Source organism: Sinomicrobium endophyticum, assembly GCF_052983315.1.
The window spans coordinates 18,482-31,893 of sequence record NZ_JBRKIS010000025.1 but is presented as its reverse complement, the minus strand read 5'-3'; the positions used below and the strand labels follow the sequence as shown (position 1 = coordinate 31,893).

The window sequence follows — 13,412 nt, the reverse complement described above, 5'->3', positions numbered from 1 at the left end:
GATACCTGTTTCGGAAAACTCCCCGGATATATCAGACAAAATCGGTACGGTTGCCGGAAGCGGGTATTTAACACAACTACGAACCACTTTAACCATACTTGAATTAATGGACAATCTCGACTACGGAATTATAGGAAATTGTAAAAGTGCCGCGTTAATCTCCAAAACAGGATCCCTGGACTGGTGTTGCCTTCCCGAGTTTGACTCGTCTTCGGTTTTTGCCAAGTTACTTGACGATGAGGTGGGTGGCAGTTTTGAAATTCTCGTATCCGATAATTATACTATAGAACAAAGCTATATACCGAATACCAATATCCTGGTAACCAGGTTTTCGGAAGGGAAGAATATTTTTGAGGTATACGATTTTATGCCGAGGTATAAACTGGAAAGCAGCGGACATTATGCTCCGCCCGATATTATCCGTTACATTCAATATGTATCCGGAAAACCGGTGTTCAGGGTAAAATATGATCCTAAGCTGGAATATGCCATAGCCGATACTTCCACAAAGATAAAAGCGGATTTTATAGTGAGTGTTACGCAGGAAGGTAAATACGATTCCCTGTACCTGTACAGCAGCCTGGACAAGAAAAAAGTTGTGGACAGTGAGGAGATAAAACTCAGGCAGGATGAGTTTTTCCTGCTCAGCTATAATGAAAAAATATTCCGGCAGAATACCCAGCAGGCATACCTGGATATGCAACGTACCAAAGTGTACTGGTTGAACTGGACAGACCGCACGCCTTCTTATAAGAAGTACAATAAAGAGATCATACGAAGTGCCCTGACTCTCAAATTACTGAGCCATAACAGGACCGGTGCCGTGCTGGCTGCTGCCACCACCTCACTTCCGGAAACCATCGGAGAAGTGAGAAACTGGGATTATCGCTTTTGCTGGATACGGGATGCCTCTATGGTGATAAAAGTTGTTTCTGCCCTGGGGCATGTGGATTTAGCCGGGAAATATTTGCAGTTTATTATAGATATCATACCGGACAAAGATGAAAAGCTGCAGATCATGTATGGTATCAACAAAGAAAAAATACTGGAGGAAAAAACGCTGGATCACCTCAAGGGTTACAGGAACTCCAAACCAGTGCGGATCGGTAATGCGGCCTACGAGCAGCGTCAAAATGATGTTTACGGCATCCTTATGGACGTGATTCACCAGCAGATCCTGAAATTTGAAACCTCGCTGGACAACTGTGAAGAATTGTGGACCATTACCAAAGGTATAGTGTGGGTGGTGCGTGAACACTGGGAAGAGCCCGATAAGGGTATTTGGGAATTCCGCACCGAAGAACGCCATTTTACCTTTTCCAAGGTTCTTTGCTGGGTAGCTATAGACCGAGCCATAAAGGTGGCTCATATCCTGGGAAAAGCCCAGCATGTGACCAAGTGGATAGACCTGGAACTCCGGATACGCGAAGATATATTGAAGAAGGCGTGGAACGAGAAAGTCCAGGCGTTTACCCAGGCCTATAGTGTTGAAGATCTCGATGCTTCCGTGCTGTTGATGGAGCCTTATGGTTTTATCCAGGCCAATGATCCCAAGTATATCAAGACCGTAAAGGCCATCGAAAAAGAACTGTGTTACGAAGGGTTGCTGTATCGCTATAAGAACAAAGATGATTTCGGTCTCCCGACGTCTTCTTTCACCGTATGTACCTTTTGGTTTATTAACAGCCTGTATAAAATCGGGGAGCATAAAAAGGCGATAAAGATGTTTGGGAAACTACTTTCTTACAGTAACCACCTCGGGCTTTTCAGTGAGGATATCGATTTTAAAACGAAAAGGTTACTGGGGAATTTCCCACAGGCTTATTCCCACCTGGCCCTGATAGAAACAGCTATAAACCTGTCTAATGTAATCACCGAAGAAGAAGAGATAAAAGTGGCCGTACACTGATGGATACAGACGGATAAACATAAGATTTAAAGAGTGCCGGATTTCCTGGATCCGGCGCTTCGATTTTAACGATTTCTTATGCCACCAGTTAATTTTCCTTTTACCTTTGTATTTCCTATAAAATACTGGACATGACTAAAAAGAATAACAAGCTCAGAAGAGAGGCTTTGGTTTACCATGCAAAACCCCAGCCGGGAAAAATAAAAGTGGTTCCTACCAAACGTTACGCTACGCAAAGAGACCTCGCGCTTGCGTATTCTCCCGGTGTGGCGGAACCCTGCCTGGAAATTGAGAAAGATGTTAGCAATGCGTATAAATATACTTCCAAAGGGAACCTGGTTGCCGTGATATCCAATGGAACAGCGGTTCTCGGATTAGGAGATATAGGTCCCAGTGCTGCCAAGCCGGTTATGGAAGGCAAAGGGTTGCTCTTTAAGATATTTGCGGATATCGATGTGTTTGACATTGAAGTGGACACCAAAGATGTGGACAAGTTCATCGAAACGGTAAAAAACATAGCGCCTACATTCGGAGGGATCAATCTCGAAGATATAAAAGCCCCCGAAGCCTTTGAAATAGAGAGAAGACTGAAAGAAGAACTGGATATACCGGTTATGCACGACGACCAGCACGGTACGGCCATTATATCGGCTGCCGCGCTGCTCAATGCCGTGGAGATCTCCGGGAAAACCATGGAAGAGATAAGAATAGTGGTAAGCGGTGCAGGCGCGGCAGCAGTATCCTGTACCAAGTTGTACAAATCTTTCGGCGCCAGGGCAGAAAATATTGTAATGCTGGACAGTAAAGGAGTTATCCGGAAAGACCGGGAAAATCTCTCCACGGAAAAAATAGAGTTTGCTTCCGACCGTAAAATAGATACCCTGGAAGAAGCCATGGTAGATGCCGATGTTTTCATAGGGCTGTCCATTGCGGATATCGTAACCCCGGAAATGCTGTTGTCCATGGCCGATAATCCTATTGTCTTTGCTATGGCAAATCCCAATCCGGAGATATCTTATGACCTGGCAGTTGCGACTCGCAAAGATATTATCATGGCAACAGGGCGTTCCGATCATCCTAACCAGGTGAACAACGTGCTCGGTTTTCCTTTTATTTTCCGCGGCGCTTTGGATGTACGGGCAACGAAGATCAACGAAGAAATGAAAAAGGCAGCCGTATTGGCGCTTGCAGAACTGGCTAAGGAAAGCGTGCCGGAGCAGGTGAATATTGCTTATGGAGAAACCAAACTCAACTTCGGCAGGGAATATATAATTCCGAAACCCTTTGACCCGAGACTTATAGCCAAGGTCCCCCCTGCAGTAGCTAAGGCTGCTATGGAAAGCGGAGTGGCAACAGAGCCCATTGTCGATTGGGAAAAGTATGAGGAAGAACTCATGCAGAGATTAGGTAACGATAACAAAATAGTGAGATTGCTCCACAACAGGGCAAAAACCGACCCGAAACGTATTGTCTTTGCAGAAGCAGATCAGCTCGATGTACTGAAAGCCGCTCAGATTGTTTATGAAGAAGGTATAGGACATCCTATCCTTTTGGGAAGAGAAGATATTATCCGGGAGCTCAAGAAAGAGATCGAATTTGATGCGGATATTCCGATCATCGATCCTAAAACCGACGAGCATAACGATAAAAAAAACCATTATGCGCGACGTTACTGGGAGAGCAGGAAGCGAAGCGGGATCACCCTTTACGAAGCAGAGAAGAAAATGCGGGAGCGCAATTATTTTGCTGCAATGATGGTCAATGAAGGAGATGCGGACGGTCTTATTACCGGGTACTCCAGAAGCTATCCGTCTGTTGTAAAACCCATGCTCGAACTGATCGGAAAAGCGAAAGGAACGGCCAAAGTCGCTGCCATGAACCTGATGATCACAGAAAGAGGGCCGATGTTCCTGTCCGATACTTCCATAAATATCAATCCTACCGGAAAAGAACTCGCCAAGATTGTGCAAATGACAGCCCATACGGTAAAGATGTTCGGTTTTGAACCGGTTATCGCTATGCTTTCTTATGGTAACTTCGGTTCTTCTTCTTTCCCCGAAGCCTCCAAAGTACGGGAAGCTGTTACGTATCTGCACAAGTATTATCCGGATATCATCGTGGATGGAGAATTACAGTCGGATTTTGCGCTGAACAAGGATATGCTGCAGGACAAATTTCCGTTCTCCAAACTGGCAGGTAAAAAAGTAAATACGCTTATATTTCCCAACCTGGATGCTGCCAATATTACCTACAAGTTAATGAAGGAACTCAATAAGGCAGATTCCATTGGCCCCATATTGATGGGAATGCGCAAGCCGGTACATATACTGCAACTGGGGGCAAGTGTGGAGGAAATGGTGAATATTGCCGCTGTTGTTGTGGTGGATGCCCAGGAAAAAGAGAAAAAGGAAAAGCAGATGGCTGCGGAAATCTAACCTGGCATCAGCCCTGAAAAATACGGAGGATGACCAATTGCCTTTATAGTATACACAGCCGGGGATCGGATACGATTTCCCGGCTGTGTCATATATGGTCATCCGGTTATCCTTTATCAAAGGCTTCTGTTAATGGAATTGAAAAATGGTATCGATAACACTTTGTGAAAAAACATTTTTGATGGTTTTTAAATGTATTTTTATATATTTGATTTAAAGCATGTTAATTCAAAAACTATAACCTTTATGCGTATTTTTAGACAAACGACCCGGTTTTGTATACTAATGACGTTGGTTCTTCTCTATTCCGCTTGTAAAAAGGAGAAGAAAAACGTTGAAAAAGTAGGAATAATCCCTCAACCTGTGGAAATAGAATTTCAGAATGACGTTTTTGTTCTGGATGAGGACACAAAAATTTTATACCCGGAATCTTTTTCCCAGGTAGGTACTTTTTTCTCCGATTATGTAAATAACCGTTCGGAAATCCGGATGGAAAAAACCGATGAAGATTCACGCAATGCTGTGGTTTTTCGTGAAGATAGTACCATAACCAATGAAGAAGGATATAAACTGAGTGTAGCACCAAAGAAGATAATCATTTCCGCAGCTGGTCCCAAAGGGGCTTTTTACGCCATTCAAAGTCTTCGGCAGCTTATGCCTGTAGCTTTGGAAAGTGGAAATTACATGGAAAACGGCGAAAAAGAAATTGCTATCCCTACGGTAGAAATATATGACGAGCCCCGTTTTGTTTACCGGGGGCAGATGCTGGATGTGGGACGCCATTTTTTCCCTGTAGAGTTTATCAAGAAATATATAGACCTGATGGCGATGTTCAAATTTAACACGTTTCACTGGCACCTTACCGAAGACCAGGGATGGCGTATTGAAATAAAAAAATATCCCGAATTAACGAAAGTAGGAGCCTATCGGGACAGTACGGTGATAGGTCACTACCAGGACGAGCCGCGAAAGTGGGACACCACCCGCTACGGAGGGTTTTATACACAGGAAGAAGTAAAGGAAGTAGTAAAATATGCGCAGGAACGCTTTGTTACCGTAATCCCCGAAATAGAAATGCCTGGCCATTCCGAGGCGGCACTGGCTTCTTACCCGGAGCTCGGTTGTACGGGAGGGCCGTACCAGGTGCAGGGCCTTTGGGGGATACACAGTAATATTTACTGTACCAAAGAAGAGACTTTTACCTTTCTGGAAGGTGTTCTGGATGAGGTTATGGAACTTTTCCCCAGTAAATACATCCATATCGGAGGTGACGAAGCACCCAAAGAAAAATGGGAACAATGCGATGTTTGCCAGGCGCTCATACGAAGCGAAGGACTTGCCGACGAACACGAACTGCAAAGCTATTTCATTCAGCGGATCGAAAAATACCTGAACAGTAAAGGAAGGGAGATCATAGGCTGGGATGAAATACTCGAAGGAGGTCTGGCGCCGAATGCTACGGTAATGTCGTGGAGAGGTATCGAAGGAGCAGTAGAGGCGGCAAAGCAACACCATGACGTTATAATGACCCCGACGGCATACTGTTACCTGGATTATTACCAGTACAAGGAGGATAAAGAAAAGAAAGACCCGCTTGCTATCGGAGGATACCTACCCCTGGAAAAGGTTTACAGCTTTGAACCGATCCCGGAAGAACTGACCGCTGAGGAGGCGAAGTACGTGCTTGGCAGCCAGGTGAATCTATGGACGGAATATATCGATTCTCCGGAAAAAGTGGAATATATGGAGTATCCGCGGGCCATTGCAATGGGTGAAGTGGCGTGGAGTGCAAAAGAGAATAAAAATTATGATAATTTTCTTTATCGCCTGGAGCCTGTTATAAAAAGACTGGATGCTATGGGAGTAAAACACGGGGATAAAAACGAGGATGGTGGAGATGAACTGACTGCCGAAAAGAAATAATCCCATGGTTTTCTGATAAAAAGGCTTTATCAACAGACCGATACATCAATAAAGGGCACCTTCCTGTGAGGTGCCCATGTTCTTTAAAGGATACCAGGTTATTGTGAAATATAAATAATACCTCATGTTAATAGAAATTTGTGCCAATTCGTTTGAATCTGCCCGTAATGCCCAACTTGCCGGGGCAGACCGTATAGAACTCTGTACGGAACTCGCCGTGGGGGGAATCACCCCGTCTTACGGATTGATAAAGAAGGTAACGGAAGAACTCGATATTCCGGTTTACGTACTTATCCGCCCGAGGAGTGGCAGTTTCTGTTATGACGATACGGAGTTTGATATTATGAAACGGGATATAGAATTTTGCCGGGAAACCGGTTGTGCCGGGATTGTTTCCGGGGTACTCACCCGGGAAAATGATCTGGATGCGGAGCGTACCAAAGAGCTTGTGGATGTCTCCGGTTCTCTGTCCTTTACATTTCACCGCGCTTTTGACTGGGTTAATACCCCTCTGGAAACAGCAGACCGGTTGTATAACCTGGGAGTAAAAAGAATATTGACTTCCGGACAAAAAAGCACTGCCCGGGAAGGAATGGATATGCTGATAAAATTGCAGAGACATTGTGAGGGACGTCCGGTTATTATGCCCGGAGGAGGGGTAAATGCAGATAATATTACAGACTTTTCGGAAAATGGGTTCCGGGAAATTCATTTTTCCGCAACCACGTTTCGGCAGGTTTTATCCGAAACCCCGGAAATCTCCATGAACAGCCTTAAATTTCAGGATGAAACGATGGTGGCTTCTTCGGATAAGGATAAAATAGAAACCATTATAAGAAAACTGCAAAACAGGTAATACTAATCATATACCGGGATTTTAAGATACGCCACAAAGCACTGCTTCTTTATCCCCGTTTGCAGCACAAAATTATTCTGGTATAACAGAAAAAGTCTTCGTTTTACATTCTGTATGCCGATTCCCCCTTTGGGTTTTATGGAATCATCTTCGGGGTTTATCGTGTTTTTGATCAGAAAATGCAGGCTGTCGTCGCCGGGAAGCGATTTGAAAGTAATATCTATATGTATATCCTTATCAGAACCGCCGCCATGTTTAAAACAATTTTCTATAAAAGGTAAAAACAATAAAGGGGGCGCTTTTACATCTTCTATATTGCCAATAATGCTTAGGGAGAGCTCCACATTGCCGCGGCGAAGTTCCTCGAGATTAACATAACTGTTGATATACCGTATCTCCCTGCTAAGGGGGATGTCGGGTTCCTGTACATCATAAAGCACATACTGCATGATTTCCGAAAGCTTTACTACTACCTTCGGAGCATTGTCCGATTTCTTCAGGGTCAATGCGTATAAACTGTTTAGCGTATTAAAGAAAAAGTGCGGTTGTATCTGAGCCCTGAGATATTTGATCTCTGTCTGTAATTGAAGTTTTTGCAGCTCATCCCGTTGATTTTTTACGGAGATCCAGTCTATCGTCAGTTTTATGGCCGATACGAAGGCTACTACATATAACTCACCCAGGACAACAGTGATGAAGTGATTAAAACTCGGGGCCGTCTGTCCCTCCGGTGCTTCCGGCCAGATCGCCTTGTCTATGAACAGGTAGATCATTCCCGTTTTCAGAAAGTAAAATAAAACCGAAGAAATGACCATCCACGAAATATAGGGGATGACCTTTTTCCGGACGATGTATTTCGGGATCAGGAAATAGATATGCCAGTAGCAAAAAAGGATGCTCACAAAAAAACTGACAAGGTTGGATTTTGCCGAATAAAAGTAGTCATCGAAATAACCGCCCCAGCGTATAGTGTTGAACAAGTAATAGATTATCCAGAAGAGAAGATGGTACTTTAAGGGTATGGTGTAGTTGTATGCAATGGTTTCGGATGTCTTTTTCATGTACCGATATGGTTAGGTTTTGTAGAGTCATTGACATTGCGGAATATAAGTATGCTGTGTTTTATTTGATGAATCTTATTGTTCCGGTGTTTAAACAGTCCCTAAGTTAAAAAAAGAAATACTATAATGTTAATATGGTGTATTGTTTTTATATGTTGAATCATTGGTCTACAGATATACGCCGTATGTTGTTTAATATATGTTGTTTATATAAATAATTTTTAACAAAAATTTAATAATTATAGTTTAGGATCACTAACTAAAGTCAATCATTCATTGTGAAGTGTACACGAACTCTTTCGGGTAATCTTTTCATGTGTTCTCCTGGAAAATTTGTGTACCGTGGAATTTCACAATGGAATGTTCTTTGTCAAATCAAAAAAATAACAACAAATGAAGAGAATTTTAGTAATGAGCCTATGCTTTCTTTCCATGTCGGCGCTCGTCTATGGTCAGGAAAAGACGGTTACCGGAACGGTAATTTCAAAGGCAGATCAAGCACCATTACCCGGGGTGAACATCCTGGTAGCAGGTGGGGCTACGGGTACTACGACCGATTTTGACGGAAATTATACCATAGTAGTCCCGGAAGGACAACAATTGCGGTTTTCTTATATGGGATTCGTCACCCGGACGATTACCGTAGGAGCACAGTCCGTAATTGATGTAACTCTCGAAGAAGACGCTTCCCAACTCGACGAGGTAGTGGTTACGGCCCTGGGTATTTCCCGGGAAAAGAAAGCCTTGACGTATGCCGCCCAGGAAGTTAAAGGAGATGAACTGACTAAAGTAAAACAGACTAATCCTATTAACAGTTTATCCGGTAAATCCGCAGGGGTTACCATCACCCGGAGTTCTTCCGGCCTCGGAGGTGCTGTAAAAGTAGTTTTGCGGGGAAATTCATCTACCAGTAATAATGACCCCCTTTATGTCATTGACGGAGTACCCATATTGAATACGGGTAACGGGTCTAACGGGGAAGATCCCGGGACTAATATTTTTGGTAGTCAGACAGGGAACCGTGACGGGGGCGATGCGGTGTCCATGTTAAACCCGGATGATATAGAAAGTATGACGGTGCTTAAAGGGGCGTCGGCATCTGCACTTTATGGTAGCCAGGGAGCCAATGGGGTAATCCTGATCACTACCAAAAAGGGAAAAGAAGGAGTGTTATCCGTTAATTTTAACTCCAGTTTTACGGTCGACAACGTAATGTCTCTTCCTAAACTGCAATCTGAATACCAATCCGTTTCGGCGGGGCAGGACATTGCCGAGAACGGGCGTGTCGCCGATCCGAAATCCTGGGGGGAGAGGGTAAGCGGGCTCAAAAACGATCCGAAAGACTTCTTTGAAACCGGCTTTACCGCAATTAACTCCCTGTCCATAACCGGGGGAAATCAAAAAGCCCAAACCTATTTTTCGTATGCCAATACCATAGGCAGCGGGGTAATCCCGGAAAACCGCCTGGTACGGAATAATATCACCCTAAGGGAAACCGTGAAACTTCTCGATGATAAAATAGATGTTTCTGCGAGTGTAAACCTATCCGATCAACGCATATGGAATCGTCCGACAAACGGCTTGTACTCCAATCCTTTGACCGGAATGTACCTGAACCCTGTGGGAATAGACAGGAATATTTACAAGGATAAATTTGAATATTTTAATGCAGGGACCAATATGATGGACCAGTACGCATCATCTTTTGATGAGAATATACAACAAAACCCGTATTGGCTCATTCACCGGAATCCGAGTAAAGACATAGCACAAAGAGTACTTGCGAATGTATCCGTGAAATACCAGGTAACCGATGCGTTTTCCATACAGTCCAGGGGGAGTTTTGACAAATCATTTTACACTTTCGACAAAAGAATATACGCCGGGACCGATCCTGTTAACTCCGGAACAAACGGACGTTATATACTGGAGAAAACAGAAAATACCCAGCAATATATAGACTTTATAGCCAATTATGCCAGGGATCTGTCTGACAAATTTTCCCTGAATGTATTGTTGGGAACCAGTCTCACCAAATACAAGATAGGGGACAAGATATATATTGATTCCGGGAGAAGCGGAACAGGGTTGAATTATCCCAATATATTTACATTGGCAAACATTTCAACCACAAACAACATGCGGCAATCGGTATCGAACCGCGAAGTACAGTCCGTATTCGGGTCGGCCAACCTGGATTATAAAAAGATGATATATCTCGATGTAACGGGAAGGACAGACTGGTCTTCTACCCTGGCCGGGACCAATAGCTATTCCTTTTTCTATCCTTCGGTGGGGGTGACAGGCATTCTGTCTCAAATGTTTACCCTGCCCGAAGCGATTTATTTTGCCAAAGTAAGGGCCTCCTATGCCGAGGTAGGTAAAGATATTCCTCCATATGCAACAATTCCGCTCAATTATATATCGGTTTCTGATCCTAACGTAGGATCTCCGGTTTTTGCTCCCATAGAGGGGGAGACTTTGAAACCGGAGAGGCAAAAGTCCTTTGAGTTTGGTACGGAGTGGCGGTTCTTACGGGGGCGTTTAGGTATTGATTTCACGTATTACGATACCCGGACAACAGATCAGATATTTTATATTCAGGCAGAACCCAATCCTTACGGGTATTCCCAGAATATTGTAAATGCAGGGGAAATAACCAACAAAGGATTTGAAATAGTACTGGATGGTAAACCCGTTGCAAATGAAAAATTAGTATGGAGTACGGCTCTTAATTTTGCTAAAAATGATAATAAAGTAGTATCTGTTCACCCTTCATTGCAGGATGGTGAAGCAATTATTACCGCAAGTGGAGTCAACGGATATGAATATTCGCTGATAGAAGGAGAAAACTTCGGGAGTATCAAAGCGCGTTCTTTGATGAGAGATGAAAACGGAACTCCTTTGGTGAATTCTTCCGGAACTTTGATGTCGACGGATTTTGAAACCGTAGCCTATGCACAGCCCGATTTTACTTTGGGATGGAACAACTCTTTCGAAATCGGGAATTTTACCGTAAACCTTTTGATTGATAGTAAGTTTGGTGGTGATGTAGTAAGTGTTACGGAGGCCGTAAACGATTATTACGGAGTATCGAGAGCATCGGCCAAAGCCCGTAATGCCAACGGAGGAATGATTAATGTAGTGGATGAAAACGGTACGGCATCGCAAATAAGTGCGCAGCAATACTATACAGCCGTTGGAGGAAGGGCAGGTATGCTTGGTGAATACGTATATGATGCCACCAATATAAATTTAAGGGAACTCTCCGTAGGGTATACCCTGGCTTTTAAGGATAGTTTTATAGAGAAACTGAACTTTTCCGTAATTGCCAACAATCTTTTCTTCTTTTATAAAGATGCGCCTTTCGATCCTAATATTGCTGCAAGTACGGGATTGGGACTACAGGGGGTAGATATTTATAATCAACCTTCCACGAGGAGTATAGGGCTGAACCTTAACGTAAATTTCTAAATAAAATGAAACACATAACAATATATACGATCATCACTATTCTGGCTTCCGGTTTAGTAGGATGCACAGGAGATTTTGAAGGGATCAATACGGACCCTCACGGTATTTCCGATGAGAGCCTGAAACAGCGTTTTAATAATATCGGGGCCAAATTCCCTCCCATGTTTTCCAATGTTATCCGTGTAGAGCCTACCTGGAACTACCAGTTACAGCACAATCTGAACTCGGATGTATTTTCGGGGTATATGACCGCGCCAACCCCTTTTGAAGGAAATATCAATAACCAGACCTACCGGCTGAATAATGGCTGGAACCAGTTTATCTGGACCGATGCTTATGACGCCAGTGAAGGCAACGGTGTAATGCCCTATGCCAGGGGAGTGGACGAACAGGTGGCCATGACCGATTTTGACAATGCCATTATGTTTTCTTACCTCTCGGATATTATCAAGGTAATGGCTATGCACAGAGTGTCGGATGTATTCGGCCCGATCCGGTATACCAAATTCAACGATTATGAAACTACCGGGGAATACGATTCCCAGGAAACGGCATATCACGCCTTTTTTGAAGATCTGGGAGGTGCAATAGACGGGTTAAAAGATTTCGTAGGACAACCGCAATTCGAACTGTTTGACCAGTCCGATTTTAAAGGAAATATTGGTAAATGGCGGACTTTTGCGAATTCCCTGCGTTTACGACTGGCCATACGGGTATCGAAAGTAGATCCGGAGTTGGCTAAAATGGAAGGGGAAAAAGCCCTTTCCAGCGATGCCGGATTGCTGGAAACCGAAGATATGTCTGTAAATATGCAGGGGTTTAAGCATCCTTTATCGGTTATTAATGCCGAATGGGGAGACATCCGGATGTCCGCAGAAATGGAAGCTATATTAAAAGGTTTTAATGATAGTCGCCTGATCCGGTATTTTGAACCGGCACTGGACGAAGCCGTTGAAGGCGAGTATAAGGGTATACGAATGGGCGTAGCCATGGAAGCAAAATCGGATTATGGCGAACATTCCAGATTGGGAGGTTACCTGGGAGATTTAACATCCAAAGACTGGATGACCGCTGCCGAGGTGTATTTTTTAAAAGCAGAAGCTGCATTGCGTGACTGGACCGGGGCCGGAGATGCCCGGGCCAATTATGAGAATGGTATCCGGGCTTCTTTTGCACAACATGGTATTGGTGGTGTTGATGATTATATTGCCGATAATACCAGTACCCCGGCAGATTATGAGGATGCTCTTAACCCCGGAAATAACTATGCCTATCCGGGAGATGTAACTATAGCTTTCCTTGCAGGTGGTAGCAAAGAAGAGCAACTGGAGCAGATCATCACACAAAAATGGATTGCCATGTTCCCCGATGGGCAGGAAGCCTGGAGCGAATTTCGCCGTACCGGGTATCCGAGACTTTTTCCGGTAATGATCAATAATAGCGGAGGAACTATTGATACGGACATACAAATACGCCGCATCAATTTTGTGGACAGCGAAAAGAACACCAACAATGCCAATGTGGAAATAGCGGCAGGGTATTTGTCCGGTCCGGATCATGGAGGAACAAGGCTTTGGTGGGATACCGGAGGGCCTAATTTTTAAGGGCTTGTTTTTTCTGTAGCTATAACATAGGCCGTACCAACTAACAATCGGCTATACACTTTGTCACAGTGGTTCAAAGCGGGGATACTGCCATATCCCCGTTTTTCTTTAACATAACCATAACAACCACAGGAACTTTAATGTGTTAAT

The 13,412-nt window shown here is 43.9% G+C and carries 7 protein-coding genes; 6 read left to right on the top strand and 1 reads right to left on the bottom strand.

Going from position 1 to position 13,412, the window contains the following annotated elements; all coding sequences use genetic code 11:
• Window positions 1-106: 106 nt before the first annotated feature.
• The 4 genes from ACVBDU_RS08820 (at window position 107) to ACVBDU_RS08805 (ending at window position 7,123) form a co-directional block, all read left to right on the top strand.
• Window positions 107-1,909, top strand: coding sequence for a glycoside hydrolase family 15 protein (locus ACVBDU_RS08820; RefSeq protein ID WP_447179380.1), 1,803 nt, complete (start codon window positions 107-109; stop codon window positions 1,907-1,909).
• Window positions 1,910-2,040: 131 nt separating this feature from the next.
• Complete coding sequence (locus tag ACVBDU_RS08815) at window positions 2,041-4,344, top strand: NADP-dependent malic enzyme (protein WP_447179379.1); 2,304 nt, start codon at window positions 2,041-2,043, stop codon at window positions 4,342-4,344.
• 246 nt (window positions 4,345-4,590) lie between these two features.
• Entirely contained in the window at window positions 4,591-6,267 is a 1,677-nt protein-coding gene (locus tag ACVBDU_RS08810; RefSeq protein ID WP_447179378.1) for a beta-N-acetylhexosaminidase, read from the top strand.
• 124 nt (window positions 6,268-6,391) lie between these two features.
• Entirely contained in the window at window positions 6,392-7,123 is a 732-nt protein-coding gene (locus ACVBDU_RS08805) for a copper homeostasis protein CutC (protein WP_447179377.1), read from the top strand.
• A 2-nt stretch (window positions 7,124-7,125) separates the two neighbouring features.
• Here the strand turns inward: ACVBDU_RS08805 and ACVBDU_RS08800 are convergent, their stop codons facing one another.
• Window positions 7,126-8,184: a sensor histidine kinase gene (locus ACVBDU_RS08800; RefSeq protein ID WP_447179376.1), complete on the bottom strand. Its 1,059-nt coding sequence runs from the start codon at window positions 8,182-8,184 to the stop codon at window positions 7,126-7,128.
• Window positions 8,185-8,577: 393 nt separating this feature from the next.
• On the opposite strand from ACVBDU_RS08800, the gene ACVBDU_RS08795 reads away from it, so the two are divergent.
• Complete coding sequence (locus tag ACVBDU_RS08795; protein WP_447179375.1) at window positions 8,578-11,658, top strand: SusC/RagA family TonB-linked outer membrane protein; 3,081 nt, start codon at window positions 8,578-8,580, stop codon at window positions 11,656-11,658.
• A gap of 5 nt (window positions 11,659-11,663) precedes the next feature.
• A complete protein-coding gene (locus ACVBDU_RS08790; protein ID WP_447179374.1) occupies window positions 11,664-13,262 on the top strand; it encodes a SusD/RagB family nutrient-binding outer membrane lipoprotein in 1,599 nt (532 codons plus the stop codon).
• Window positions 13,263-13,412 lie beyond the last annotated feature (150 nt).

Excerpts from the sequence above, each read along its gene's own strand:
- ACVBDU_RS08820 (WP_447179380.1), top strand. The coding sequence starts at position 107 with ATGGACAATCTCGACTACGGAATTATAGGAAATTGTAAAAGTGCCGCG.
- ACVBDU_RS08815 (WP_447179379.1), top strand. The coding sequence starts at position 2,041 with ATGACTAAAAAGAATAACAAGCTCAGAAGAGAGGCTTTGGTTTACCAT.
- ACVBDU_RS08810 (WP_447179378.1), top strand. The coding sequence starts at position 4,591 with ATGCGTATTTTTAGACAAACGACCCGGTTTTGTATACTAATGACGTTG.
- ACVBDU_RS08805 (WP_447179377.1), top strand. The coding sequence starts at position 6,392 with ATGTTAATAGAAATTTGTGCCAATTCGTTTGAATCTGCCCGTAATGCC.
- ACVBDU_RS08800 (WP_447179376.1), bottom strand. The coding sequence starts at position 8,184 with ATGAAAAAGACATCCGAAACCATTGCATACAACTACACCATACCCTTA.
- ACVBDU_RS08795 (WP_447179375.1), top strand. The coding sequence starts at position 8,578 with ATGAAGAGAATTTTAGTAATGAGCCTATGCTTTCTTTCCATGTCGGCG.
- ACVBDU_RS08790 (WP_447179374.1), top strand. The coding sequence starts at position 11,664 with ATGAAACACATAACAATATATACGATCATCACTATTCTGGCTTCCGGT.